Here is a 26,931-nt window from a genome sequence, read left to right as displayed (position 1 = left end):
CGAATTCCATTCGCCAGGGCTTAAGTTGACTTAAGTTGACTTAATTTAGCAATTCAGACTGCTACAGCAACTCTATCTTCTTCGCGTGCAGCGACAACTAAAACTAGACATAAAGCCGCGATCGCTTTTTGCCATTCTTGCCGAACTTGCGCGTTTTCCACACCTTCAAACATCCCTATCAAGCGGGGAATAGAAGCTTCTAAAGCTCGACGAGGTACTGGACGGTGTAACTCAACTAAATGAGTTAAACTTTCTTGATTATGAAGGAAACCAATTACCCATGTTGTTGTGTGATCCGGGCTATTAGGAACCCGCTTAACTCCCAACTCATTTTTTAGCCAGTTGTAGAAAGGTGGTAATTCCTTAGCTAAAACTCCTCCTGCTGTGATTAAGGTTTCCTTAAGTAAATTGGTATCCAAGCTGCTTAATTCTTGCTGCAACTCAGGCGAATTGAGAGCTTTAGTTAGAGGTTGTGATAGTATTTTTTCCACCTGAGTTTGAGAAAGACTCAAGTTTTCAGCAAAAGTTAAAAGTAGCGATCGCATTTTTTAAGACTCCATAGATAACTAATTACTATCTGCAACTTTCTCAGAAAGTGTGAGGAGGAATGTCAGGTTTTCTTCAGCTTTTAAAGCATGAGGTGCATTAGCAGGCATAAAGATAAAAATACCAGCTTTCAGTGCAATATCTTCTCCAGATAAAGTAAGTAAACCTCTGCCTTCGATGACGTTGATAGTGGCATTACGAGTAGAGGTATGTTCTGAAATATCAGTGTTAGCTGCTAGACAAAATAGAGTGTATTGACAAGCGTTATCTTTCAGCAGTACTTTGCTGAGAACTCCGGCGCTGGGGTATTCAATTTGTTCTCGTAGTTGGGTAATGAAAGATGGGCTAGTTGTGATTGAATTTGTCATAGTTTTTTCGGATTATTAACCGTAAATAAAGGCTGACAATCATTCAAGGATGATCGGTATTTATCAGGCGATGATTTTGGGAATAAATTATCTTATTGGGCAACAGCACACAAAAGGATGTAGCCTAATTCGTGTTGGTATTTATGAAAAACTTGGTGAATTTCTAAAACCCGCTTGCGGATATCTCTCTGCGTTAACACATTGCACAAAATCCGAATTGTGTTAAAAAGACCTTCATCTTGAAATATCCGTCTTAAATTCAATAAATTCATTGAGTCAGTTTGGCATTTCTGTACTTGCAATCCTGCTGTTAAAAAAGCCGTAATCCAGTTGCTTTCTGATAGCGGTGTAGAATTAACTCGAATTACTCGTGCTAAGTCAACACGAATTTGTTCTTCTTTGTCAGTGGCTAACAGTTCATGGGAGAGAAATTTACCTCCCGGTTTGAGCCGATTATGAATTTCAGCTAAAATCTTGGCTTTTCCCAATGGGGATTGCATTGTGAGAATGGCTTCTGCCAATACATAATCAAACTTTCCTGAGATTGCCTCTAGGTTGAAAATATTACCTTCAATTATTTCGACTTGATTTTCTAACCCAGCAGCGCAAATATTAGCACGCGCACGAGCTACACTATTAGAATTTTTTTCAACGCCTACTACTTTGACATCATAGCTTTTTGCCAAAGCGATCGCACTATAACCAAAGCTAGAACCTAGCTCTAAAACTATCTCTCCAGGCTGAAAATTTGCCCACTGAAATAATTTTTCTGTAGCTATTCGTCCACCTGGGCGCAGATATTTTTTACCTGCTGCTGCTAAAACTTCGTGTCCGGTGGCTGTTGGGAAATCGAGGATAGTATTGGTCACGTCTGTAACCCTCTGAAGTTGTCTTATCCTCAATTTCTCAGGTATTTCTGATATTGTCTTTGAGGTAGCTCATAGAAGCACCATTATTTCGCTTTCCACTCGCGCTCAAGGATAGCGTAAAGAAAATTATCGTACCATCTTTCTTTAATTAACTCTTTTTCCAAAAGATGACCCTCACGACGCATACCAATTTTTTCTAAAACCTTTACAGAAGCAACATTCTCTGCAACACACCAAGACCAGATCCGATGCATTCCTAGTTCTTCAAAACCAAACTTTAAAATAGCTTGTGCCGCTTCTGTTGCATAACCTTGTCCCCAATATTGGGTGTTTAGTTCATAGCCGATGTTTGCTTCCCGCATTTCTGGATCATTTACACGAATACCACAATTACCAATGAGCCTATTTTCTTCTTTGAGAACAACAGCTAATTGAAACTTTGTTCTTGGTTGCTCTTTTTGCTCAGAAATAAACATTTGGACAAACTCAAAAACATCGTTTTCCGTGCGGTGCGTCCAATAGTTGTAACGTAAGTATAAAGGATCGGATTGATAAGCTAAAACTGTCTCACAGTCTGCCTCTACAAATTCACGCATTAGCAAGCGGCGTGTTTCTAATATCATGTATTTTATCTATGTGCTTAATGCAGTTTAACTTTTACATTTTGCACCTTGAGGAGTAGCATCAGGATAATAAGTAACGATCGCTTTTTCTTTAATAACAAAAACTGTAGGAAAGGATTTACCTGTTTCTCGGTCAATCACATTATAAATACATGCTCCCTGATTATTACCTTGAAGTTTAAATATTTTGGTGGCATCTAAAAGCATTTCTTCAGCATTGCTGAGGTAGCCATAGCCTTTGATGACATCTGTCACTGTCCGATTTTTCTGCTTAATTACTACACCCATTGTATAAATTACATTAGGAACAACTTCCTCTCGCCCCTGATTATTTGGCAAACGTCCGCCTATGCCTTCATTTTGTAACTGTAAATATCTGCCGTGAAAATGTAAGCCACCAATATCGTTAGCGTTATATATTTCACCACAAAATATATGCTCAAATCCTCGACGCTGAAACCAGATATTGGTTAAATCTTCGAGAAATTGTGCTTTGTTTTTACGTCCTGGACGCAGTTCGCCGCCGCTAGCTTGCTGAAGTTTCTGCAACACATCTGGGTAATAAGATAACAATTGTTTAAAATTATTAGAACTGACTCTTGTACCAATAGGGCCGCAGAGTTTGAGTACAGCTTTATCAAAAGAATTTAGCAAGGGTGGCGGTGGTGTGATATCTACCTGTTGTCCTGCGGGGAAACGAACAGGAACCGGATTATCTAGATTATCAAAAAATGGCAAAAGTTGCGTATTTGGCTGCGATTGTGCGTTCACTGGATTTTGCCGCCAAACTGAGAAAACTAGTACCAAAACAAACACATTTACTATCTGCTTTAACTTATTGGTTAGATAATTTTGCTGCATAAACTTTAAATTAATTACTTAAATAGCCGTACTACATCAAGTTTAATTTAATGGGAGCATACTTGATAAAAAACCCGGTTTTTTTAAGAAACCGGGTTGATGAACTTAATTAAAAAGCCTGTTGAATTGGAAATTTAAATTATTGATTACGTTGTCTTAAACTTAATAAAGGTGGCGCGTAAATCTTTGACAACTTTCACTAAATCTACATTAGCTAGTGGAATAATTAAGTTGCCCGATCAATTTTTTGCACTTCTTCATCAGATAGTTTCACATTGATAGCGTTTGCTGAGTCTTCGATGCTGGAAACCTTGCTAGCACCAGGAATTGGCAAAATAGCGGGCGACTTGGAACGTAACCACGCCAGAACGATATTATATAGTGACACGCCTTTTTCTTTAGCTAAGTTAGCGATCGCCGGAATATCTTGCAAATCCTGATGGCGACGTCTACCACCAAAGGGACTCCAAGGTAAAAATGTCAATCCTTGTTGTTCGCAATACTCCAATACGCCGTCATTTTCTGGCTGTCGTTGCCAAGGGCTGTATTGATTCTGCACCGAGACAATATCCACTACATCTCGCGCCCGCTTAATTTGTTCAACGGAAAAGTTAGAAACTCCCACAAATCTAATCAAACCTGCCTCCACTGCTTCTTTCACTGGCGCAAGGGATTCTTCAATGGTGTACTTACTATCGGGAGAATGGTATTGCCAAACATCGATGGGTTTAGCACCACCTAACGCCTCAAAGCTAACTCGAATTGTTTCGCGTAAATGTTCTGGGTTGCCGTTGCTTGTCCAGTTTCCATCGGGACGCATCAAACCGCCCTTAGTTGCGACAATGACTTGGCTAACATCGCCTTTGTAACTAGTAAGCGCCTTGTGAATTAGTCGCTCGTTGTGGTGTTTATCTGACTCATCTTTGCAGTAAGAGTCGGCAGTGTCAATAAATGTAATACCCAAATCCAAAGCTCGATGAATAACTTCGATTGATTGCGATTCGGGAGGGCGATTAGAGATTGACATGGGCATACCACCCAAACCGATCGCGCTTACAAAGACACCAGTTTTTCCTAGCTGTTTAGTTTCCATGCTTCTAGCTATAGCTTTCTGCCCTAATTATCTACTAGCTAGTCAAAGCTTTTTTAGCGACTTCTTATAAATCCTCCCTAGTACTTAGACTTGGCGATCGGTGAATGGATTATCAAGGGAATACTCTACTTAGGAGTTAAAAATTCTATACACATTCACCGATGAAAGTTGTCGAGGAAACCCGTACCAGATTGCAGCTAAAGCATCGCCCACTCAGATATTGGTTCATTGGGTGGTGCATTTTTACTGTCTGTTTAAGCTTCTTGATTTACTGCTTATTCTTTGAGTCTGCTTCAGTTAAAATAACTTGCGATCGCCTTTCATCTAGCCAAATTAATTGTGAATTGAAGCGGTTCACTTTGCTGGGAAGCATGGAGAAAATGAAAATCTTTGATCCCCAGGAAGCATACATCCTGACAAAGACTCATAGCAAAGGGGGGAAAACCTATCAAGTCCTGATTTTAACTCCATTTGGAGATTTTCCTCTTTTATCCCATGTTAGCTATCAAGAAAATCAGAAAATTACCTTTAAAATCAACAATTTTATCAACTCTGGGCAAACTTCTCTATTGGTGCAGCAAAATCAGAGGGATTATCTGTTTTTCTTAATTTTATTTGTATTGATTATGATGGCAATCTCTGCTTTTTTTGCCACATCACCTGTAACTACCTGTATCTTCTATAAAAGCATCGACAAGGTATTTATCGAACGCAAAAGTTTTCGTGTCAACGAAGTTATCGAATATCCACTGGAAAATATTCTGCGTTTTGATATCCAAGAAAAGCAATTTAAATACTCTAAGCTTTATCGGGCTGTAATTGTGCTGAAATTCTTTAAAGAAATCCCAATTAATCCCCAATACACCGACGAAAGAAGCGTTAGATATGCAGTTTCTAGGATACACTCATTCCTAAGATGTTAACAACAATTACTCGTACTACATTCTACTACTTGCAGAGATTGAAGTCACAGATCCCTGACTTTACTCTGTGATGTTGTGATTTTGTTTCTGCGCGTTTGATTTAGGATTGCTATACAGACATGAAACGCCTAGATTAAGGAAGTTTGAGTCACTTTTAACTGAAATACTTTTACAAGATTCTCCATTAGTAGCACTTTTACTCAACTAAAAATACTCACTTTGTCAGTTTGTCTATTTAAGCTATGTTTGGTACATAAAATAAGAAGCCAGCCTAATATGAGCGGCTGTTATTCTACACTTGACATAAAGCATTGTGAGTGCTAAAAGACGACTGCCAGAAACCATTGCCCATGTCAGAATCACCCGCCAATCTTGGCAGCACGGCTTCCTTGAAGGTGAAGTGAGTGCAGGTGAGTTTGAGTGGCATTTCCAATGGCATTTTCGCCGGGGAGAACTTGCCGTCAAGCCTTCCCAAGGCCGCGCCTTAATCAAAGAACCCCTCGGTCGATTTTTGGAGCAACAAGATTATCAGCTAGAGCCTGGAGGAGATTATGCTTTTACTATTCGGGCGGAACTTTAAAAGTTAGAAGCCATTCAATTTTGGATTTTAGATTTTAGATTGAATCCAAAATCCAAAATCCAGAATCTAAAATTTGTTTAGTGTTGGTTCTGTGAGGCGGTTTAAGTATCTTTCGATTAAGAGAATGGCAACAATGTCATCTATCGGTCTTGGAGGCTGTCGCAGACCTTGTGGCAATAGCTTTGTTAGCCCTTTGGGTGGGAACATTTGCCAATAGCGATCGCGTGCTTCTAGGGTTGTATACCGCTCATCTACTAAAATAATACTTAAAGGTTCTGTCAATTCCTGGTATAATTGCTGTCTCCACTGCTTGGCTGTAGTTTGGTCGCCCATCACCATCAAGGAAATCGGAAACTTTTGACGCAGTGTTTCAATGTCAGCGATCGCCTCTTTTGCTAGAACGACCTGATGATAATACAATTGCCGATCCAGTCCCATCACCGCTAAACCACACTTATCCCGACCTGGATCAAACCCCAATATGACTGGTTGAGTTGGTGAAAATTCACGGGAAGTCATAATCAATTAAGAATTAAAAATTAAGAATTAAGAATTAAAAATGCAATTACAGCAACTATTTTGACTGCTATTCGATATGTTTAAATCTTACTAACAACAGTGTGCAAATATTTTTTTAAGTACTAAAAATAATTTGTCCGTTGACTATTGCCACTAATTTTACTCTCAATGGGCCGGCTGTATAAGTGTCCTCTGCTGCGATCGCTTTGATCTCCAAAGGTTGATTGTACCGTCTTAATTGGGCGACAAAGCGGAGAAAAGTCCCTTCTACTTGCACATCTTCGACAATTCCGGCGTTACGGGCCCGAAATTGGGAAGCAGAAATTAGTATTTCCAACCGTTGCTGTAATTGATAGGATGTCATGGTTTGGGAATCGGCACTAGTTGTAGCTAGCACTGCACCTCCCGAAAAAACCAATTGATTTCTGGCTGTATCGGCGAAAAACTCTATCTGCTTTTCTCCCCGGACGTAATTACCAGCCGAAAAAATTCGCACCACGTATTCTTGACCATCACTAATCTGTTTGCTCAATTGGTCAACCCTATCTGGAGTCACACGCAGTAGCTCTACATTGGCAGGATTTGCCCCAGGCTCACTTAATCGGAGGTTGGCGTTGCGATTGGCTTCTTGTAAAAGTTGTACCACTGCCTGACGAGCAGCAGCAGGTTGGGTAATCCGAACTACAGCAGCAGAAAGAACTTGACCGCGAATTAAGGCCAGTTTACCTAAACGCAGGTCGCGGTAAGACTGATAAAATTTTTCCAGCCTTGCAACTTCCAGTTCTAGTTGCTCCTGTTGTGCTTCTAATTCTTTGAGAAGCGATTCCCGCTTGGCAATGACTTGCTCTCGAGCTGCAACTTCTGCGTTACGCTTTTGAATCAGTTGATCCAGTTGGGCAATTTTGCGATCGCGTTGTTCTACGGCTTCTTGACGGTTAGCGAGTTCGCGATCGCGTTTTTCAATAGCTGTTTTGGCTTCGTCAATGGCTTTTTTCGCTTCAGCGTACAGTCGTTGTCGTTCTGTCTTCAGCAGTTCAACAGCCGCTTGTAGCTCTTTTCTCTGGTTGGAAACGCTTTGCAACTCAGCTATGGCCTTTTGGTACTGAGTTACAACTTGTCCTAGCTGACCTTGAGTGCGTTGGAGTTGAGTTTGAGTTTGAGCTTGTTGACTAATGGTGCGGTTCAACTGAGCTTGTGTTTGGAGTTGTTTGGCATTCGCCGCCTGTAAAGATTTATTAATTGCCTGCAAGTCTTCTTGTGCTTTTGTTTGGGCAGTTCTTGCTTGGCTTAGTTCACTTTCTACCTGACTTTTCTGAGTTTCTGCGGTTTTCAGCTGTTCCCGCTTCTGTCTAAGGTCTGTTTGAATATCTTCTAATTCAAAGACTCCCTTTCGCAAGCCTTCGTCAGCAGCGAATAAAATTCCTAACGTTGATGCTGAAATCAAGCCGCCCGTAAAAATAGTTACTACTACAGCAGTATTTTTCGGACGAAGGTTAAAAAGTGAGAGGCGAGCTTTGCCAACTCGTGTGCCGATGCGATCGCCCACGGTTGCAATTACGCCTCCCAGAATTAAAATTGCTGCGATGAGGATGTATCCGGTGGTCATCTTTAGCTACCGAAATCCTTCCAGATACAGCCTACTACTTTTAAGCATTGTCTGGAAAGAAGTGGAAATTGGCAATAGCTGAAATTACTCAATTTTAGATTTACCTCTAGCTATTAGTGTCATTTTTGAAAATAGAACACGCGCCGATTCCCCTTTCTCCGATTGATTTTATGTGAATTGCCTACTTAAGGTAACAGGTTTATGCACAGTAATCTTCTTTTTGTGGATAGAAATCATCTTTTTCTCACGCAAATCCCCTAGTAGCCTAGTGACGGTAACACGAGTTGAACCAATTGCTTCTGCGATCGCCTGATGAGATAACTTCAGATCAATAGTGATCCCATCAGCACAAGGAACTCCAAAATCCCGACAAAGAATTAACAAAAAACTCACCAATCTGGAACCCATATCTCGGTGAGCGAGAGTTTCAATCATCATCTCTGTTTGTAAAATGCGCGAAGACAGACCCCGCAGCATTAACATTGATAATTCTGGATTTTCCTTGAGTGCTTGCTCTACTTGTTCAATTGGGGCTGACAGTAATTCCACAGGAGTAAATGCAACCGAATGGTAAAATCTATCGGACTTATTTCCTGTCAGCAATGACAAAACACCAAAAACACTATTTTCCCGAAGCAATGCTACTGTTATTTCCTCTCCTGCCTCGTACACCCTAGAAAGTTTAACAGCACCTTTCAAAAGAAAATAAACTCGTTCGGCAGGATCGCCAGGAAAAAAGATCGTTTTATTGCGTTCAAACGTTTCCACAACTGGCGGAAACGCCCCGGTCGCCATCTGACGAAATACATTTGCTAGGGCTTTATCTTGTGTCACGATCATCTCCCTTCCCCTACCCAATGCCGGAAAAACAAAAACTGATTACCTAAGAATACACCCGAAAAATGAATAAAGCACCGTCAACCTTTCTGTACTTTCCTATACTCAAACAAATCACTTCATAACTCTTTGTTTATAATGATACATAATTGTTGATCCTTTCAGCTACTAATTGTTGATAAGTACCTACAATAGCTGTATTAAAAAGGGTTTTTTAAAGAACAAATAAAGTTATTTTGGGAATATCTTTAGGAAAAATCAAGATTTTTACACGCAGCAAACACTCTTACCAATATTCATTTTTGCAAATCCTGTATAAAACAAAGACAAAACGTGCCTCAGATTCTAGTATGCTCCTAGATGATCGATCGCATGAACAATTTCTATGCTGAATCTGACTGGAAAAAATGCTCTTGTTACAGGTATTGCCAATAACCGCTCCATCGCCTGGGGCATTGCCCAACAGCTGCATAAAGCCGGAGCAAACCTGGGTATTACCTACCTGCCCGATGAACGCGGCAAGATGGAGAAAAAAGTTGCCGAATTGGTAGAACCCCTTAACCCAAGCTTATTTCTTCCCTGTAATGTCCAAAATGATGAACAGATTCAATCTACCTTTGAGACAATCCGCGAAAAGTGGGGAAAGCTAGACATCCTCATTCATTGTTTGGCCTTTGCCAGCAAAGATGATTTGACTGGAGATTTTAGCCAAACCTCTCGTTCTGGCTTCAACACCGCCTTAGAAATCAGTACCTACTCGCTGGTGCAGTTAAGTGGTGCAGCTAAACCTTTGATGACAGAGGGAGGAAGTATCGTTACCTTGACATATTTAGGCGGTGTCAGAGCAATTCCTAACTACAACGTTATGGGAGTTGCCAAGGCGGGATTAGAAATGAGTGTGCGCTACCTAGCCGCCGAACTAGGGCCACAAAATATCCGCGTCAATGCCATCTCCGCAGGCCCAATCCGCACCTTGGCATCTTCAGCAGTGGGTGGGATTTTGGATATGATTCACCATGTAGAAGAAGTAGCTCCCCTACGCCGCACCGTCACTCAGCTAGAAGTGGGAAATACAGCCGCTTTCTTATGTAGTGATTTGTCCAGTGGTATTACCGGACAAGTTCTATATGTAGATGCAGGATATGAAATCATGGGAATGTAAGATAATTTGGGGAGTGGGGAGTAGGGAGTGGGGAGTAAGTAAAGTGCCCATTTCCCATTTCCCATTCCCCATTCCCCATTCCCCATTCCCCACTCCCCATGCAAATAGTTAATTCATACGATCGCTTAACTGAAACCCCTCGGATTGCCACTGTTCACCGCACCACTGGTGAAACTGATGTGCAAGTTACCATCAATCTGGATGGTAGAGGAACTTGCATAGCAGCAACAGGCATTCCATTTTTGGATCATATGTTGCATCAAATTGCCTCTCACGGGCTGATTGATATAGATGTCCAAGCCAAGGGAGACTTAGAAATTGATGACCATCACACCAACGAAGATGTAGGCATTACTTTAGGTCAAGCTTTCAACCAGGCACTAGGCAGCAGAAAAGGTATTGTCCGCTTTGGTAATTTTCTCGCACCATTGGATGAAGCCTTAGTTCAGGTAGCACTAGACTTTTCTGGACGACCCCACCTCAGCTACGGCTTGCAAATTCCTACCCAGCGTGTAGGGACTTATGACACCCAACTCGTGCGCGAATTCTTTGTGGCGATCGTGAACCATAGCCAAATGACACTGCACATTCGCCAATTGGATGGTATTAATTCCCATCACATCATAGAAGCGACATTTAAAGCCTTTGCAAGGGCAACACGGTTAGCAGTGGAAATTGACCCCCGTCGTGCTGGTCTAATTCCTAGTTCTAAAGGCGTTTTATGAAAGGAGGCTTAGGGGCATTGAGCATAGGGCGGTAGTTCTTCTCCCAATTCCTAATTCCCAATAATTGACACACCGCTTAGTGATGGTTATTATCAGCCTACTAGGTAACTTGTAATTAATACCAAGCTGGTAATTAGTGGTTAAACCAAGATGAACTTTGTTGCAGATGACCCTGATTCTCAACTTAATACGAAAGACATTCCGCCAGTAGTCCTAACTTCTGAGTTACGAAAAGTCTATCGTACTGGTTTTTGGTTAAATCAAAAAATCGTATCTCTCAAAAACTGTTCTTTAACAGTTTACAAAGGCGAAACCTTTGGGTTGCTGGGGCCAAACGGTGCTGGTAAAACCACCCTTTTAAAATTGTTGCTGGGAATTATTCATCCCACTTCTGGGCGGGGATTATTATTGGATAAGCCCATAGGCGATCGCAGTGTTAAGCAACATATCGGCTATCTGCCAGAAAATCCCTATTTGTATGACTATCTCACTGGCTGGGAATTTTTGCAGCTAGCTGCTGGACTATTCCAAATCCCCCAAAGTGTCCAACGCCAACGCATTCCCCAACTGCTGGAATTAGTGGGTTTATCCCAAGCCGATGCCCGTAAAAAGCTGCTGCGTCGCTATTCTAAAGGAATGCTACAGCGTGTTGGCATGGCACAGGCGCTAATTAACGAGCCAGATTTAGTTTTTCTGGATGAACCGATGTCTGGGCTTGATCCGGTGGGACGTTACCAGATGCGGGAAATTATTCTGGCGCTCAAAGCTGCTGGTAAGACGATTTTTTTCAATAGCCACATTCTTAGTGAAGTAGAACAGATTTGCGATCGCATTGCCATCCTCGCTCAAGGTGAATTAATTTGCTCTGGTTCCCTTAATGAGCTTTTAGGCGTAGACAACACATATCACGTAAAAGGTCAAGGTGGTGACTGGGAAATTCTCAAAAAATGGATACCCACTCTCAAATTTGAACCTGATGGTTCCTGGCAAGGTACACTACAAGACGATTACTATGATTTTCTCGCTAGTGTTCGTCTGATGGAAGGTAAAATTATTGCCATGAACTTGTCGCGTTACTCGCTAGAGGAGTTTTTTATTCAACAAATCCAAAAAAGAAATAACTCAGTTAACTAATTTAGTTGCCAAACAGTCAATTGTAGATTTGTTTGAGAAACAACTCACGAAAAATTAAATCTCGGACTCTTTTTAAGATTATTTATAGTCAGTCAATGATGGAAGTCATAATTTTTGCAAAAATTACTACTAACAGCACTATTTAGAATCACACTTTAAGTGTCATGCAATTGACCGTGGCAAAAATGTATTGTTCGTAAATAGCTCTTTACAGAACAGACAGATTTTTATATGAAAAATACGTTTATTTGCGTAAGTTGTATATTTTTTGATAATTCCTATATTCAAGTTTGCTTAACTTTAAGTTAACTTCACTAAAAATTCAAACTTAATAAACAAATTTCCTCCGGAAAATTGCACTTTTCGGGGAAAATAAGAGTGTCGGGGAACTTGAATACTTAGGTATAGTCAAAATAAAAATGTTTAGACAGTACTTTATTGATCGTAGTTTCAGAATTTTAGGTAAATAAATATGGTTAAGACAAGTTTGTTTAAATTCCTAACTCAGCCAGTTGTGGGTGTGGCTTTATTAAGTGCTGTCAATGTCGCTGTGCCATTTGCGAGCCTAGCTCAGGGACAAACATTACCACCAACTACACCATCACCAAACATACAAACACAATTAGATACTAATTATTCATTAGGAGGCGGCGATCGCATCCGTGTAAATGTATTTGAAGTACCTGAATATACAGGAGAGTATCAAATTCCCCCAGGTGGAGCAATCAACCTACCTTTAATTGGCAGTGTGTCAGTCCTTGGTCTAACAAGCGAACAGGCTGCTGACGAAATTGCTAGAAGATATGCTCGCTTCCTGAAACGTCCCTTAATCTCAGTAAATTTGTTATCGCCCCGTCCTATCAACGTTTTCGTTGCTGGAGAGGTGACGCGTCCAGGAGCTTACACTCTAAACTTAAGTGGAGGCGCGGGAGACAATCCAGGTGTACAATACCCGACTGTATTAGCCGCATTGACAACAGCACAGGGCGTAACCTTGGCTGCGGATGTGAGTCAAGTTCAATTAAGGCGTAAAGTAGGACGTTCTTCAGAGCAAGCTGTTACCATCAATTTGAAGGAACTTATCCAAACAGGCAGGTTATCACAGGATATTACCTTGCGCGATGGAGACACTATAGTTGTGCCAACTGCAACCAACTTCAGCGTGGCAGAATCGCGCAATATATTTGCATCTAACTTTGCCGCCAGCCAAACCACACCCCGCACGGTAACAATTATTGGTGAAGTTAACCGTCCCGGTTCCTATCTTGTCACTCCAGGTAGCACAGATGATCAAGGGGGCGCAACCGCTAATAGTGGCTCTGCTACTCCTACTGGCCTACCAAATGTGACGCGGGTAATTCAACTAGCTGGAGGGATTACATCACAGGCTGATGTTCGCAGTCTCAAGCTACGCCGACCTACAAGAACTGGCTCAGAACAAACTATAGATATTAACCTTTGGCAACTATTGCAGAGTGGTGACTCTAATCAAGACATCATCGTGCAAGACGGAGATACAATTGTTATTCCGACAGCAACTGAAATCAACCCCGCAGAAGCTACTCAATTAGCTACCACTACTTTGTCTCCTACACGCATTCAAGTTGGTGTGGTAGGCGAAGTTAAAAGACCAGGGTTAACAGACATTCAGCCGAATAGCTCTTTAAATCAAGCTATACTTGCGGCTGGCGGATTTAATGATGCCAGAGCTAGCGACGATGCTGTTGATTTGATTCGCCTCAACCCTAATGGTTCTGTCACGAAACGGATAGTAAAAGTGGATTTCTCCTCCGGGATTAATGAGCAAACTAATCCTATACTCCGCAATAATGATGTCGTCCTAGTCAACCGATCTGGTGCAGCTAAAACTGGCGATACCGTCAGCACTATAACTGGGCCTATAGGGATTATCCTTAATCTTTTGAACTTGTTCGGATTCTAATTTTAAGATACAGATGTAAATTGGGGGCGTTGATCAATCTTCTTCCGTCCCCACAATACACTACCTATGAGTCAAAGCTTAATAGTCAATCATTTATTAAAGATAGATGAATGCGTTTATAAAGGTGACTAGCCATATTCTTGCAAAGAAGCAAGGTACATGAAGCAGCCTCTTAATCATAAAAAAATTCTAGCTTAGAATGCCTGCTCTCGCGCACCTACAAACACAAGCGAGCTAGGCATCGCACTACCACAGGATTAGACAAGACTAGGGTACAAAACTGGCTTAATTTTAGCTAGAACTCAACTTCAAAATTATATTTTTATTCCCGCTTCATAATCTTTTGAGTGATATTACTTATTGACAAACTCTACATACCTCAATAGGTAGACTTTTTCAAACTTTGTTTTAGTTACCTCATTTTTACAAGAATGAGAATGAGAATAGTGTGGAAGAGATAAGTGATACATTGTAGTCTGGTACTTGTTTTTGCCGACTAAATGATTCTTATTATCATAAGAATTATTTAAGTAAATTAACTTATTGGTGACAGATATACTATCTTAACTACACATCCCGCATATACACAGTAGAATGATGTCGAATTGGAAATAATGCCATTTGTACGGTTGCTTGGTGTTCATTAATGAAGTAGCTCTGTATACTGACAATTTTTATTCAGTACTTTTACCAGATATCTGCTATTTTTGGGAACACCGGCTAGAAAAGCGTTTCCGCCATGTTTACGTGGAAATTCTCAGGTGTAAGTTTGAGAAACCATGTATAAACTTACAAATGGCAGTTATACGACTGTATCCAATACTGAGTTACTTACTAAGGCTAGAGCTACTGACCGCCGACGATTCAGTTTTTGCAACATACCCTATTTTTCCCTATGATGATTCATGGTTTCGGTTTTCTCAGTTTGAGTGCGTCTCTTGTACTTCCCTGGGCATTAACAGGTCTGGTTCAAGGACAGAGAATAACAGAATCTTTAGTTAGAGATATTCGTCAGTCATCGCCTGTCCAAGAAAAACCACTACCCAGCCGCAAGTTAATCAGCCAGGCTAAACCGACGTGGACAACATACTATGTTAGTGGTAGCGGAAATGACAAGAATAGCGGACTAACTTCTTCATCTCCGTTTAGGACGATTCAGAGGGCAGCAGACCTGACTAACCCTGGCGACACAGTATCAATTATGAATGGGACGTACACAAACTCACCACAAGCCGGGAGTGCTGTGAGTATTACACGTTCTGGAACTGCAAATGCCTGGATTACTTATAAAGCACATCCTGGGCATTATCCAAAAATTCAGCACAATACATGGCAGGGTATTGGGTTGTCAGGAGTTGCGTATATCAATGTTAGCGGTATAGAGATCGAAGGGGATAATGACAATATAAGCTATTCTTATGCTTATAGTCAGAGGTATAACTCATCAAATCCGCGTACAAATGGAAACTGCATAAGCATTGATGGGCGTAAAAACTCTGTTCATCACATAAATATTGAGAACAACAGAGTGTATAACTGTGGTGGAGGAGGTATCGTAGTTATATCGGCTGATTATGTGAAATTGAATAATAACACTGTGTTTAATAACGCCTGGTATGGTGTGTATGGTAGCAGTGGTATTACGTTCTTGAGGAGTCGGAATACTGACAACAACCAAGGATACAAAATGTTTGTGACCAATAACAAGGTTTACAAAAATCGCCAGTATATTCCCTGGAACGAAGCCGGCAAGATCACAGACGGTAATGGCATTATTATTGATAGTTCAATAAATGGTCCGAATGGTGCATATAAAGGAAGGACTTTGGTTGCAAACAATATTTCCTACCAAAATGGTGGTGCGGGTATTGTCGCCCATCAGAGTGACCATGTCGATATTGTCAACAACACTTCATATGCAAATGCACAAACTCCACAGCTTTATAAACAAGGGCAAGTGTATGCTGGTTTTTCATCTGATATCAAGATTCTCAATAACATTATACATGCTGACCCTGGTCAAAAGGTGAACAGAAACTATCAAAATGTCAACGTTCTCTATGACTACAATCTTTATACCCAGGGCCCAGTGACTGAGGTAATGGGGCCTCACGATATTATTGGTAATCCACAGTTTGTAGACCCCTCAAAGGGTGACTTTAGAATCAAGTCAACGAGTCCGGCCACAAACCGCGGTTATTATTGGGGAGATTTGAAAACTGATTATGCAGGTAAACCTCGTCCTGTCGCTAGTGCATATGATATTGGAGCATACGAATACCAGTATTAGTCAGCCCCATATCATGTATCCCTACCTGCTCATAGTTGCATCAGACTGAAGCTACCCACGGTTATACAAAATAATAAACCTGCCTTGGCAGGTTTATTATTTTGTCGCTAATTAACAGACATTATATGGCAGTTATAGGGTTCCCGTTTTAGTGAGGTACATTTTCAAAGCTACTAACTTTGGTGGGCAAGATTCGAGTGTATCTCACTTACTTAACTTTCTTAGGAAACGCTATAAAGTGTTCTGTTAACTATTGACACAAAACCCCAATTTATACAGAGCTTTTGTCAGGAATACGTTTTTGTGGATTTACCTTTTTTGGCAAATCTTGATGAGTAAAGTATTCTTTAGCATAGCTGAAATAACTACTAGACTCATTTTGATCAATGACACCATTCACAACTAAACCTAAGACGTTATGACTGGATCTATGTAGCATCTCTCGAGCAGCAGCAGCACTGTTAGAATCAATCACTCCAGGCCGGGCCACTAACAAAATTCCGTCAGTAATTTGACTTAAAGTCAAAGCATCGGCTGCCAAAAGGAGGGGAGGAGCATCAATAATTACAAAATCATAGTTATCTTGAGATGAGAAATTTTCAATTAGTGATGCCATCCGTTTTGAATCAAGTAGAGCAAGTGGGTTTGGAGGTCTAACCCCAGCAGTTAAAACATCAAGGTTATCCATCACCTTAGATACAGAAATATCAAATTCAACCTGATCTATGAGTACCTCGCTCAAACCAACTGAATTGCTTAGTTGCCAGAGATGATGCTGAGAAGGAACTCGCATATCTGCATCAATTAGTAAAACTCTACGTCCTAGTTGAGCGATCGCAGCAGCCAAATTCGCCGAAACTGTAGACTTGCCTTCTTTAGGAACTGCGCTAGTTACCACGATAGTTTTAAGCACTTTATCTGAACTCAAGAATTTCAGATTGGCTTGAATCATCCGATACATTTCGCTCGTTAAAGAGTGGGGTGTATCTCTGACGGCAATTGCTTGAGTTGCTGATTCTGAATTGGAATAACGGGAGCGAATATTTTTAACAGACAAAGGAATAATTCCTAGCAAAGTATATCCAAATACATCTCTAACTTCTTTAAGTGTTTTTAGAGATCTATCTCGCATCCCTAAGATGAGCAAAGTTGTTGTAGCAAAAAATAAACCGAACATCACTCCTAGCACCAAAACAATTATTTTTTTGGTTGCTATCGGCTTTTTGGGTACTAAAGCCTGGGCAATAATTCGGGAACTGGCTGTATTAGTATTCTCAACTAATTGTAATTCTTGAACCTTTTTCAACAGAGTTTGATAAGTTGATTCTGCAACTTCAACTTTTCTTTCTAACTCGCGCTGATTTTGTGCCAACTGGGGTATAATTTTTACTCGCTGTTCGTAGCTAGCACGAGAATTATATAGAGACGAGAGTTTTTTTGTTAATCCAAAGCGCTGTATTTCTGACTGCAAAAAGTTTTGTATCAAGCCTTGTCTAAGTTCTCCAATCTGCAATAGGCCCTGGGGAACTTGTGTTTGATTACCAATAGCTTGTGTTTGATTGCCAATAGTCTGACCAATTTGCTGTTGCAGAAGAGATTGTAGACTAGCTTTTTTCGCTTCTAAGTTAACAATTATAGGGTTGTCATCTAAGAAACGGCTGCGCTCAACCGCTAACTGTCGATCGGTTTCTTGAAGTTGTGCAAGAACTCCCTGTACAGCAGGTGACTGACTTAGGGCACTCACAGCGATCGCTTGCTGAGAATTTAGCTCTACTCTTTGGCGCAGTTCATTGGTTTGGGCATTGACCTCATCCAACTGAGCCTTAACATTATTCATCTCATTGTCTAGATTTCCAATAGTTGAAACAGCTGATTTTGTCTCTTCTGATAAATCTGCAATCTGATGCTTTTGTTTAAATATACGTAGCGCTACTTCTGCATTATTAACAGCAGCTTGAGTTTTAGGAAGCTGCTTGGCCATAAATTGACGGGTTGATGCTGCTTCCTCCCGATTTGACAGAATATCATTTTCTAAATAAAAACCCATAATTGAGTTGATCACAGCTGCTGCTTCTTCGGGATCACGACTACTATAGGTAATTCGCAATACATCTGTCCCACCAATAATTTTTAGGTTAAGGGATTTTTGTAGAGCTTGTACTTCCAGAGGTTTACCTTCTTTGTCTTTTAGTTTTAGTTTATCTATCGTCCGCTGCAATAAAGCAGGGGAAGTAATAACCTCTATCTGAGTGCTTATAGGATTTTGAGTTGCTACCAGGGGTTTCAAGTCTCCTGAATCTCCTCCTTCAGAGAAACTAGGCGAAATACTAGTTCCTGCTACTTTAAAAGAGGGAATTTTGAATAAAAGCTTTCCTTCTGCTTCATAGGATGGCTTTATAAATTGTGTAGACATAGCACTCAGTATCACTGTAGCCACAAAGATGCTGAAAGCAGGTAGCCACCATCGTTTCAAGATCAATAAGTAACGATTAAGGTCTAAATCAATAGATTCTCTAGATTCCATAGATTTTTCTGACATAAATCTTCAAAAGTACAGGTTTTAAGCGAGAAACTGAATATTTATCTACTTCAGAGTAGCAATAAAGCACAACTATTAACTAATAATACTATTTTACAATACGACATATAGTATAGATTATTTCAGTCTAAAAGCCTTGACGCATTTAAGGGTTTTGGTTTCCAGACTCTAAGAGTCAATACTTAGGAGCATTGAAGGGCATTATTAAAAGTACATGCAGTATCAGGTCATCTTGATTTTTGCTTTAATTAGCTCTCTTTCACGAAAAGGTAATGAGACATTTAATATTGATTGCCTATTATCTTTGATAATTCATTGATTTATCCGAAAGTCGTGAAAGAGTACACTGATCACAAAAGCAATGTCTTTAAATTCTATTTTTCATAATTTTCTTTTTATTTGATGTGTTGTTTTTAGTGATAAACATGCTGTTATATAGAGCATCCAATTCAAACTATTAGATTCCAGCAAACTAGATTCAGTAAGGCTAGCTAACGCTATATATGTCATGTGTATAAGCGGCCAAGCATCAAACGCTGTTTTGCTACTACGTATCCGAGCGAATCCTTGCAGATAATTGCGGCAAAACCCTAAAAAGAACAACCCTAACCCTAAAAGTCCTAAATCAAGACAAAGAGCAAGATAACCGTTATGGGGATGGCTGGGTTGCCATCCAGCTGCACGCCAAATATAGGCGGATTCACCATCCCATCCTTGCCAGAATCCACCATAACCGTAACCAAGCCAAGGATGTTTGGAAATCATATCCATTACTAGTGGCCATAGTTCCGTTCGACCAGTCAGTGTCGAATCTTTACCAAGAGAGGTGAACAGGAGATCAGCATTATTGGACAACCAAAAATATAATAATTGGCTGATAGTTGCCATCAACATAAGAGTTGGTATCATGACTTTGTATGACCAACGCCAAATTTGAAAAGTAAAAAATGCAAATATTATAATTATTAGGTTAACTAGAGATGAAGTAGAAACAGCAAGTAGTAAAAGTAATACCGATAAGCTAAACCCAAACCAGAAAATCCAACTACGTTTTTTAGTTTGATAACCTAGAATAAAAAACACTGTACTACTAGTTACCATCTTAGCTCCCAGTCCGTTTTTGTGTGCAAATACTCCACGCAACTTCGGACTACCAACGTCGTTTTGTATTCCATACTGAGGCAATGCTACAGCAAAAATAAAGCTCAATATTATAATAATCCCAAAAGTGCAAGCAAGTATGTGTAGTTGTTGTTTTAAGCTATATCGTGAAGCAAAATAAACACCAAAAAGACTGGAGTTAATGAGGGTAAAACTATTTTTAAATGTTATTGATGGTTCAAAAGACCAAGTAATAGAAACAAGTGCAAATATTATTAAAGAGTAAAGCCAAATATCTTTACTAAAGATAAGGAAATGCAGAGTTTTCTTCCAACGTAAAATTAATAACAAAAAGGTAACTGCGTAGAAGAAGAAAAAAAGAACCCGAATCAGGGAGGCATCATATTCTACTACTTCGTCTTGTCCTGCTCCTCCTGATAAAACGAGTACAAAAATTGCTCCTGAATACATCAGCAAAGCTATAACTGTAAATCCTTCTTCAGCAAAAATTAATAATTTTCTCATAAATTAACTTAATTTTTCTTTTGCATATCTATTTGTCTTTGATAAATTTGGACTGTTTGAGCGGCAATATTTGACCAATTTAAATCTTGGTGACAGCGAGCAAGTGCGGCAGTTTGCATTTTTTGTTGTAAGTAGCGATCGCTTAACAAAGAAATTATTGCATCAGCTAGGGATCGAACATCACAGGGTGGAACTAATAACCCATCTTTTTTATGCTGAACTATCTCACTCAATCCCCCGATGTCAGAAGCTACAACTAGCGTTCCCATTCCATAAGATAAAGCTGCCACACCACTTTGAGATGCTTCGATGTATGGCAGAACTGTTATTGTACTGCGTTGAAATAGATTACATACTTCTTCAAGGGGGATAAAATCATTAATTATCTCATAGCGTTTTTCATCATAACCATTAGGGAAATAGTGCTTTATATTTTCTCCTTTTCCAGCAATAATCAGCTTGACTTCAGGTATGCATTCAGCAATTAAGGGCATAGCCTCAAGCAAATATTGCAATCCTTTATAGGGAAATATGCGTCCAAAAAATAGCAAGGTATATGGTTCACGAGTTTGAAGACTTTGACTACCACGACGCTGATACAAACTACCAAGTTCCCCATGAGGTACGACATTGACTCGATCCGGAGGTATACGAAATTGCTCAATTAAAATTTTTCTTAGTTGATTAGTATGAACAATCAATTGTTGGGAACGGTAGAAGCTAATACGTCTGGTATATTCGGAACCAAATACAGGCATGTTATCTCCTGGGTGACGAAATACATCATGGATAGTCGTCACCAATGGTGGCATCTTATTGAGTAACAAAGTCCAATCGTACCAAGGATCGTTAGTTTCTTGTACATGCAAAATATCTGGCTGTATGTCTTTAATAATGCGGATCATACTGTTCATAGACAGTAGGTTGCGCGGATCACGAATTCGTGGTTTTTGAAAGTTAATTACACGGATCTTGGAATCAAGAACATTGCTACAAACATTCGATAATTTTTCGGGATGAATTAGCGTCAAATCAACATATTTAACCAGGCTATTTGCTAATTCTACGGTGTAATCTTCAAAGCCAAAATGTAATAAAGTAACTTTAATCATAAACAAGTTTTTATCAAATTAATATCTATTTTTTAATGCGTTTTTTTTAATGCGTTTTTTATTAAATTGATTATATTATAGCGTTTCCTAAGCAAGTGAGGTACATCCAAACCTTGTTTAATAAGGTTAGTAGCTTTGAAAACGTACCTCACTAGGTCGGGAACCGCTATAATATAATCAATTCTTACTAAATAGTTTTGACCACATAGAACGGGCACCTCCGAATTTGTGTATTGCCAAGCAAGCGGCAAAAAAACTATATGAGCAAGTCGAAATCAGTAAAATCAATATAAAGTTTAGTCTAAGTTTCTCCAGTATCAAAAATATCAATATCATGCCAACGCTAATTAGCAGAGGACGAGGTGTTATTCGCCATAAACTTAACGAAAACAACTGACTATACACAGCGTATACGAATAAGCTAAAACTAGTAAAACCCATTGCCAATTGCATAAACGCTGCACCCATTAGTTCATACTGCGAAATCAATATTACTCCTGAGAATAATCCTACGATATTAGTAGCAATAACCTCAATTAAATTAAATTTCTCAAAACCATTAGCTAAAAGTAGATAAGCAAACGTCCGCACAAATGGGTATGTAATGAGTGATAGACAACTTACCTTAAGTACTAAATTTACTTGACTAAAATCAGGATTTTTATAAATAAATGTTATTAAATCGTGTCCAATGAAAAACACTACAACAATAAATGGTAATGCGATACACAAAAGCATTTCTATAATGTTTTCGGTAATTGAGCGCGATTTCTCCTTTCCTAGAGCTACTGCTTTTGTCATAGAAGGAAAAGCAGCCATACTTACACTATCTGTAACTAAGGAGAAAGGTAGCATTAATTGTCCGATTACACCATACAGACCAACCATTAACTCACTTCCTAACAAAGAAATAATTATAATCGACATTCTACTACTAAGTATACCAACGGCATCAATAAGCATAAATGTCCAAGCAGACTTAAATAAGTGCCATACAAAATCTTGCTTAATTTCCCACTTTGGCGTAACTACTCTTGTAACTAGAATCCATTCAATTACAAAAACTAGGGTTTCGGAAATTGCTAAAATTACTGCTAAATAATCTATTCCATAATTCAGACGCAAAAACCATAGCATTACCAATAAGCGTAAAATATAGACTGGTACCGTAGAGATGGAAATCAAATTCATCCTCTCTTGAGCCTGGAAAATTGCCTCTGTTATGTTGGAAAGCGAAAACGGAATGATTGTTAATCCCATGATATAGCAAGTAGTTGAAGTGTCTGAACTATAGGGGAGTAGAAACACCACAATGACTTGTACTAAATAAGCAATAATGCTTAAAAGCATCTGCAAGAAAGTACCACTCACCAGATAAGCAGGCATTTCTTGTGGATTGCGAGACAGTTCTCGCGTAAACAAGGTTTTTAGACCCTGCGAACCGATGACCATAAACATATAGTAGTAGCTAAATGCTAGTAGATATCGCCCTAAATCATACGGTCCTAAAGTCCGAGCTATAGATGCAACTAGCACAAAACTTGTAATGCTTTGTACTAAACGATTCACTAACAATGAGAGAGAATTTGTTAGTAGTTTCCGTTGTCCCATTGTTTGCAAATTGTAGTTAGGTAAATTAATATACAACTGCTCTAAATTGCATATAATACATAGCTTAACCCCAGAAAAGGAGTAATATTCAAAGCCTTTCTCCTTTTAGTAACTCTCGTGTATATACAAGTTATAAAATCCTTCTTCGGTGAGATAAAAGCCTTAATAGGAAAGATTTTGAGTTTATAAAGTTTATTATCAATAAAGTCAAATTGTAAGAGTAACATTGTATTGGATGCAAACGAGGAGTACTATCTAGCGTTTTTAAGTAGCTGAAAAAAAATTAATAGTTTTCAAAACTTACTTCACCACATTGCTGAACGCTATAAGATGGGTTTGTAATATTTTATTTCTGGGCAATTAAAAAAATATTGTCCGCAAATAAGTAAACTTTTCTGAGTAATTTACTGAAAAAACGACGCACTTTTTTACTGGGAATTATGAAAAGAATATTTTCTATAAGAAACATCAAATTCAAGTAGAAAGAACTAATTGCTATTATTTGTTCTTCTTTCTTCAAGCCTAGTATATATAATAATTTTCTGACATGAGATGGTATGGCACAATAAATACGTTGGTATCCAGCTATCTTTAAGGAATCATGTAATTCTCGATATGTATACTCTTTAAGATGCATACCTTGAGGATTATCATAGCCAAAAACTGACGATATATCATGAGGACCTGTATGACAATGAGGTGTTGTAAAAATGTATTTCCCTTGTTTTACAAGAATTTTGTAAGCACTTTTAAAGTGTGTAGTTAAATCGTCTGGATGGAAGTGTTCAATAACTTGATTAGATATTACTAGCTCATAAAATTCCTTCTTTTCAAAATTGTCTAAGTTTACACCGTCAGAATTACCCCAAGACAAATTAGGTGAAGAATCAGTTATATATTTGGAACCACGTTCCCTTGTAATTTCTGTAGCTTTACATTCAAATCCACATTTAGCTAAATATTCTATCATTTCTCCTTTGCCAGAACCAACTTCGTAAATTTTCTTAGGTGGAGAGCCGATTATTTCTAGCAAAGTCTTGTATTTATCCAGACTTGGTTTGCTATCTGGTAAAAAAGAGTTTTGCCATTCTAATTTACTATAAAGAGTAGTATAGGCTTGCTCAAATACTTCCCATCGATTTTGTGAGTTCGATTCTAAAAGGTCTTTTGTCAATTTTCTTTCTAACTCCCAGTGATCAAGTATCATTTTTTCCGTGATTTCAACTTCAGTTGGGATGCTGTAGGTGCGTTTATAGCGAGTTATTAGCTCAACTCCTCTTGGTTCCATAATTAACTCCTTTACTTTAATGGGTTTATGTGTATGTAAAGTAAGACTCTAGAACTTACTCTCCACAACGTTCAAACAAAAACGGATCGTTTTGAATATTATGTAGTCTTGAGCAATAAATGGCTTTCTTGGCTAATTCCTTAATTTGCTAGCACTAACCTTAGTAAGCACCATCTTTTTTCAAAACCACCATAACTGTTTTGAGCAGAATTTCAAAGTCTAAACCAAGAGACCAATTCTCAATGTAGTTAAGATCAAGATTTATCACTTGCTCAAAATCTAAAATATTTGACCGGCCTGAGACTTGCCAAAGACCTGTAATACCAGGTAAAACTTCATGCCTAATGAAATGATGTTCAGAGAACTTATCTACATCTCTAGTAGGTAATGGACGAGGCCCTACTATGCTCATTTCTCCAAGGATGACGTTAAAAAGTTGGGGTAATTCGTCTAAGCTGTAACGACGGAGAAATTTTCCAATACGGGTAATCCGAGGATCGTCTTTAATTTTAAATATAATTCCATCTTTAGTTTCATTTAAAGCTTCTAGTTCTTTCTGCAATTTGTCTGCATCAGACCTCATGGTTCGGAATTTCCATACTTTAAACTGTTGACCATGTAACCCTATGCGGGTTTGTCTGTAAAATACTGTGCCAGGAGAGTCCAGTTTTATAGCTATAGCTATAGCTACATAAATAGGGAATGATAACATTACAAACAAAGTTGCAAAAAGGAAATCACAACTACGCTTTATCCAAAAATCTTTACCTGTAATTATAGGACAATCCAAGTTAAGACAGGGCATTCCTCCTATTTTACTAAATTCTACATTTCTATAAATTGGTTTTAATTCCATTGGTAAAATGTGTACTTGAATGCCAGATGCTTGAAATAACCAGCATAAGAACATTCTATTTTTTAAAGCATCCCAAGATATAAAAACCTCTGTGACACCTAATTCATTAAGTTGATTCAAGGTTTTTTGACGTTGATACCTGTCTAGTGAACTAGCATTAGCAGTTCCAGATATAGTATAGTGTTTTTCTTTTTTGATAAAGCTAGTAATTTGCTCATTATCTTGAGGGTCACAAATAATGAAGACAGAAGAACGAACTATTTTCTTCTGTTTACGCAGATATTCAAGAGTCAGGTTCACAGCATATCTACCACTACAAATGAAGAATATGCTTAGTAACCAAGAGAATAATATTAATTTCGGACGTGTAATATCAATAACTGGTTTATACAAAAAACAAACTAGGAGTATTAATCCATGAGCAAAAGTCAGCGATTTGACAATATTAAAATAGTCATAGCGCTTTTGACCTTCTCGATAAATACCTTCTACAGCTAGCGATCCTATTTGAATTCCAATAGTTATTAAAATTGGTAAGTAATGACTCGGTATATACCAAGTAAATTGATATCCAGCTAAGACCCAAGCTAAAGATAAAAGAGCATAGTCTACTAAAAACAGTGTTGTTAATCTCAACCACCACGAACCTTTACGTACCCTGACTAATGAGGATGCACGTAAATCCAAAGGCACTTCACTGAATTTATTTGTTGTAATGCTTTGATTACTCATAGTTGGCAACACTTGGTGTAGTTAAAGTTTGATGTAAATTTTTTATATAGAACAAATTTGTTCCCAAGGAGCTTACCTTTTAGAGTTGACTACTAACAATTTTCTTCGGAGTAACTTTCAGTTCTCGATCAAAAACATTTTTTTAGAGGTGGCTTGAGTGCGTTTGTTACCCAGATACTTAGTTTTGGTTACAAAGAACAATTATCAGTTTAATCTGGAAACTCTGCTCTTTGATGCAAAAAAAATGATTTTTTGGTAAATTTACTTATTTTTTATGTAAATCCTGGCATTCTAATAATTAAGTAGTCCAGGTAAAAATATTGAGATTTTTGGGTTAATTGCGTAATACACGTATTAGTAGAACCGAAATATTACAGTTCTATCTTGTTGCAGATTTACACTTCTTTTATGTTAAAATAGCACTTTTTATGAATTTACTGTAGCATGTTTAGCTTTAGTAACTCAGTTATGCTTAGAAGCTATCTGTTTATTTACGCATAATTACTGATCAACAAAACTGACACACATAACATATAACAAAATGCATCAAAAGTTTGCTTTTTGTTACAAAAATTTACAAAGCCTGGATATATTGGTGGAACTTCCTCTGTTTCATGAGTATATCTAGAGAATTAACCACAGATTGCAGATTGATGAAAATAGATAAATCCTCAGAGTTGAAAGTAATATCAATAAAGTTTGATATTTGTGATTGATGCAATGTCTGCATTATAGACATTTTGACTATCAAAGAGAGTTATTTTTGTTGGCAAAATGTTCTGTGTCTAAATCACTCACATTTTAGGCTGCTTTAAATTGCGTCTCTCAAATACTTTGGTACAGATGTTAAGTCAATCTGCAAGGTCTTCACCTTATCTCTTATCTATAGTTAAATAAGCTTAAGTCCCTTAAGATCATCTGTATTTCACCAAGTTGGAATCGGCTGTAAGTTTGGAGCAGAGGCTTCTACTGATCCCAATTATCCTTTCCCTGCTGAGCCAAAAATACTAGTGGCTAGTACTCAGCCTTTAGCCTATTTTTGATGTCTTCTGGCGTATGCAAATCGCGATCGCTACTCAACTACTTAAG

General features: G+C 38.7%; 22 protein-coding genes. 7 read left to right on the top strand and 15 right to left on the bottom strand.

Annotation, left to right across the window (positions count from 1 at the left end):
- Positions 1-53: 53 nt before the first annotated feature.
- The 6 genes from VB732_RS16125 to VB732_RS16100 all read right to left on the bottom strand — a co-directional run bounded on the left by VB732_RS16125 (position 54) and on the right by VB732_RS16100 (position 4,360).
- A complete protein-coding gene (locus VB732_RS16125; protein ID WP_323231877.1) occupies positions 54-545 on the bottom strand; it encodes a hypothetical protein in 492 nt (163 codons plus the stop codon).
- A 21-nt stretch (positions 546-566) separates the two neighbouring features.
- Positions 567-914 carry a cupin domain-containing protein gene (locus tag VB732_RS16120; RefSeq protein ID WP_323231876.1) on the bottom strand — a complete coding sequence of 116 codons (348 nt, stop codon included), beginning with the start codon at positions 912-914 and terminating at the stop codon, positions 567-569.
- A 92-nt stretch (positions 915-1,006) separates the two neighbouring features.
- On the bottom strand, positions 1,007-1,783 hold the full coding sequence (locus VB732_RS16115; protein WP_323231875.1) for a class I SAM-dependent methyltransferase: 777 nt from the start codon (positions 1,781-1,783) through the stop codon (positions 1,007-1,009).
- Positions 1,784-1,866: 83 nt separating this feature from the next.
- On the bottom strand, positions 1,867-2,406 hold the full coding sequence (locus tag VB732_RS16110) for a GNAT family N-acetyltransferase (RefSeq protein WP_323231874.1): 540 nt from the start codon (positions 2,404-2,406) through the stop codon (positions 1,867-1,869).
- Between the two features lie 27 nt (positions 2,407-2,433).
- Entirely contained in the window at positions 2,434-3,267 is an 834-nt protein-coding gene (locus tag VB732_RS16105) for an EndoU domain-containing protein (protein ID WP_323231873.1), read from the bottom strand.
- 226 nt (positions 3,268-3,493) lie between these two features.
- A complete protein-coding gene (locus tag VB732_RS16100) occupies positions 3,494-4,360 on the bottom strand; it encodes an aldo/keto reductase (protein ID WP_323231872.1) in 867 nt (288 codons plus the stop codon).
- Between the two features lie 161 nt (positions 4,361-4,521).
- Here VB732_RS16100 and VB732_RS16095 point away from each other — a divergent pair, with 161 nt between their 5' ends.
- Positions 4,522-5,283: a hypothetical protein gene (locus tag VB732_RS16095; RefSeq protein ID WP_323231871.1), complete on the top strand. Its 762-nt coding sequence runs from the start codon at positions 4,522-4,524 to the stop codon at positions 5,281-5,283.
- Positions 5,284-5,593: 310 nt separating this feature from the next.
- Positions 5,594-5,863, top strand: a complete 270-nt coding sequence (locus VB732_RS16090) for a DUF3146 family protein (protein ID WP_372726526.1) — start codon at positions 5,594-5,596, stop codon at positions 5,861-5,863.
- A gap of 66 nt (positions 5,864-5,929) precedes the next feature.
- On the opposite strand, the gene VB732_RS16085 is transcribed toward VB732_RS16090, so the two are convergent.
- The 3 genes from VB732_RS16085 to ntcA form a co-directional block, all read right to left on the bottom strand.
- Positions 5,930-6,382 carry a pre-16S rRNA-processing nuclease YqgF gene (locus tag VB732_RS16085; protein WP_323231870.1) on the bottom strand — a complete coding sequence of 151 codons (453 nt, stop codon included), beginning with the start codon at positions 6,380-6,382 and terminating at the stop codon, positions 5,930-5,932.
- A gap of 115 nt (positions 6,383-6,497) precedes the next feature.
- A complete protein-coding gene (locus VB732_RS16080) occupies positions 6,498-7,988 on the bottom strand; it encodes a DUF3084 domain-containing protein (RefSeq protein WP_323231869.1) in 1,491 nt (496 codons plus the stop codon).
- A gap of 168 nt (positions 7,989-8,156) precedes the next feature.
- The gene (gene ntcA, locus VB732_RS16075; RefSeq protein WP_008233817.1) at positions 8,157-8,828 is read right to left on the bottom strand and encodes a global nitrogen regulator NtcA; all 672 of its coding nucleotides are present in this window, start codon (positions 8,826-8,828) and stop codon (positions 8,157-8,159) included.
- A 382-nt stretch (positions 8,829-9,210) separates the two neighbouring features.
- On the opposite strand from ntcA, the gene fabI reads away from it, so the two are divergent.
- From fabI to VB732_RS16050, 5 genes are all read left to right on the top strand, one after another.
- Complete coding sequence (gene fabI, locus VB732_RS16070; RefSeq protein ID WP_323231868.1) at positions 9,211-9,987, top strand: enoyl-ACP reductase FabI; 777 nt, start codon at positions 9,211-9,213, stop codon at positions 9,985-9,987.
- Between the two features lie 98 nt (positions 9,988-10,085).
- Complete coding sequence (gene hisB, locus VB732_RS16065; protein WP_323231867.1) at positions 10,086-10,712, top strand: imidazoleglycerol-phosphate dehydratase HisB; 627 nt, start codon at positions 10,086-10,088, stop codon at positions 10,710-10,712.
- Between the two features lie 150 nt (positions 10,713-10,862).
- Positions 10,863-11,846 (top strand): ABC transporter ATP-binding protein, encoded by a 984-nt coding sequence (locus tag VB732_RS16060; protein WP_323231866.1) that lies wholly within the window; start codon positions 10,863-10,865, stop codon positions 11,844-11,846.
- Between the two features lie 472 nt (positions 11,847-12,318).
- Positions 12,319-13,788, top strand: coding sequence for an SLBB domain-containing protein (locus tag VB732_RS16055; RefSeq protein WP_323231865.1), 1,470 nt, complete (start codon positions 12,319-12,321; stop codon positions 13,786-13,788).
- 895 nt (positions 13,789-14,683) lie between these two features.
- Positions 14,684-16,078 carry a right-handed parallel beta-helix repeat-containing protein gene (locus VB732_RS16050; RefSeq protein WP_323231864.1) on the top strand — a complete coding sequence of 465 codons (1,395 nt, stop codon included), beginning with the start codon at positions 14,684-14,686 and terminating at the stop codon, positions 16,076-16,078.
- A 271-nt stretch (positions 16,079-16,349) separates the two neighbouring features.
- On the opposite strand, the gene VB732_RS16045 is transcribed toward VB732_RS16050, so the two are convergent.
- The 6 genes from VB732_RS16045 to VB732_RS16020 form a co-directional block, all read right to left on the bottom strand.
- On the bottom strand, positions 16,350-18,617 hold the full coding sequence (locus VB732_RS16045; protein WP_323231863.1) for a GumC family protein: 2,268 nt from the start codon (positions 18,615-18,617) through the stop codon (positions 16,350-16,352).
- Between the two features lie 381 nt (positions 18,618-18,998).
- The gene (locus VB732_RS16040) at positions 18,999-20,243 is read right to left on the bottom strand and encodes an O-antigen ligase family protein (RefSeq protein ID WP_323231862.1); all 1,245 of its coding nucleotides are present in this window, start codon (positions 20,241-20,243) and stop codon (positions 18,999-19,001) included.
- Positions 20,244-20,251: 8 nt separating this feature from the next.
- The gene (locus VB732_RS16035; RefSeq protein ID WP_323231861.1) at positions 20,252-21,355 is read right to left on the bottom strand and encodes a glycosyltransferase family 4 protein; all 1,104 of its coding nucleotides are present in this window, start codon (positions 21,353-21,355) and stop codon (positions 20,252-20,254) included.
- Between the two features lie 177 nt (positions 21,356-21,532).
- Positions 21,533-22,966 (bottom strand): oligosaccharide flippase family protein, encoded by a 1,434-nt coding sequence (locus VB732_RS16030; protein WP_323231860.1) that lies wholly within the window; start codon positions 22,964-22,966, stop codon positions 21,533-21,535.
- Positions 22,967-23,312: 346 nt separating this feature from the next.
- Positions 23,313-24,254 (bottom strand): class I SAM-dependent methyltransferase, encoded by a 942-nt coding sequence (locus tag VB732_RS16025; RefSeq protein WP_323231859.1) that lies wholly within the window; start codon positions 24,252-24,254, stop codon positions 23,313-23,315.
- Between the two features lie 160 nt (positions 24,255-24,414).
- Positions 24,415-25,842, bottom strand: a complete 1,428-nt coding sequence (locus VB732_RS16020) for a sugar transferase (RefSeq protein WP_323231858.1) — start codon at positions 25,840-25,842, stop codon at positions 24,415-24,417.
- Between the last annotated feature and the right edge of the window lie 1,089 nt (positions 25,843-26,931).

The sequence above is a fragment of the Nostoc sp. UHCC 0252 genome, assembly GCF_034931145.1.
GTDB lineage: Bacteria > Cyanobacteriota > Cyanobacteriia > Cyanobacteriales > Nostocaceae > Nostoc.
This window is presented reverse-complemented; position numbering and strand designations above follow the sequence as displayed.

What these genes read in the sequence shown, in the direction of transcription:
- VB732_RS16125 (WP_323231877.1), bottom strand. Translation starts at nt 545, where the DNA reads ATGCGATCGCTACTTTTAACTTTTGCTGAAAACTTGAGTCTTTCTCAA.
- VB732_RS16120 (WP_323231876.1), bottom strand. Translation starts at nt 914, where the DNA reads ATGACAAATTCAATCACAACTAGCCCATCTTTCATTACCCAACTACGA.
- VB732_RS16110 (WP_323231874.1), bottom strand. Translation starts at nt 2,406, where the DNA reads ATGATATTAGAAACACGCCGCTTGCTAATGCGTGAATTTGTAGAGGCA.
- VB732_RS16105 (WP_323231873.1), bottom strand. Translation starts at nt 3,267, where the DNA reads ATGCAGCAAAATTATCTAACCAATAAGTTAAAGCAGATAGTAAATGTG.
- VB732_RS16100 (WP_323231872.1), bottom strand. Translation starts at nt 4,360, where the DNA reads ATGGAAACTAAACAGCTAGGAAAAACTGGTGTCTTTGTAAGCGCGATC.
- VB732_RS16095 (WP_323231871.1), top strand. Translation starts at nt 4,522, where the DNA reads ATGAAAGTTGTCGAGGAAACCCGTACCAGATTGCAGCTAAAGCATCGC.
- VB732_RS16085 (WP_323231870.1), bottom strand. Translation starts at nt 6,382, where the DNA reads ATGACTTCCCGTGAATTTTCACCAACTCAACCAGTCATATTGGGGTTT.
- VB732_RS16080 (WP_323231869.1), bottom strand. Translation starts at nt 7,988, where the DNA reads ATGACCACCGGATACATCCTCATCGCAGCAATTTTAATTCTGGGAGGC.
- ntcA (WP_008233817.1), bottom strand. Translation starts at nt 8,828, where the DNA reads ATGATCGTGACACAAGATAAAGCCCTAGCAAATGTATTTCGTCAGATG.
- fabI (WP_323231868.1), top strand. Translation starts at nt 9,211, where the DNA reads ATGCTGAATCTGACTGGAAAAAATGCTCTTGTTACAGGTATTGCCAAT.
- hisB (WP_323231867.1), top strand. Translation starts at nt 10,086, where the DNA reads ATGCAAATAGTTAATTCATACGATCGCTTAACTGAAACCCCTCGGATT.
- VB732_RS16060 (WP_323231866.1), top strand. Translation starts at nt 10,863, where the DNA reads ATGAACTTTGTTGCAGATGACCCTGATTCTCAACTTAATACGAAAGAC.
- VB732_RS16055 (WP_323231865.1), top strand. Translation starts at nt 12,319, where the DNA reads ATGGTTAAGACAAGTTTGTTTAAATTCCTAACTCAGCCAGTTGTGGGT.
- VB732_RS16050 (WP_323231864.1), top strand. Translation starts at nt 14,684, where the DNA reads ATGATGATTCATGGTTTCGGTTTTCTCAGTTTGAGTGCGTCTCTTGTA.
- VB732_RS16045 (WP_323231863.1), bottom strand. Translation starts at nt 18,617, where the DNA reads ATGTCAGAAAAATCTATGGAATCTAGAGAATCTATTGATTTAGACCTT.
- VB732_RS16040 (WP_323231862.1), bottom strand. Translation starts at nt 20,243, where the DNA reads ATGAGAAAATTATTAATTTTTGCTGAAGAAGGATTTACAGTTATAGCT.
- VB732_RS16035 (WP_323231861.1), bottom strand. Translation starts at nt 21,355, where the DNA reads ATGATTAAAGTTACTTTATTACATTTTGGCTTTGAAGATTACACCGTA.
- VB732_RS16030 (WP_323231860.1), bottom strand. Translation starts at nt 22,966, where the DNA reads ATGGGACAACGGAAACTACTAACAAATTCTCTCTCATTGTTAGTGAAT.
- VB732_RS16025 (WP_323231859.1), bottom strand. Translation starts at nt 24,254, where the DNA reads ATGGAACCAAGAGGAGTTGAGCTAATAACTCGCTATAAACGCACCTAC.
- VB732_RS16020 (WP_323231858.1), bottom strand. Translation starts at nt 25,842, where the DNA reads ATGAGTAATCAAAGCATTACAACAAATAAATTCAGTGAAGTGCCTTTG.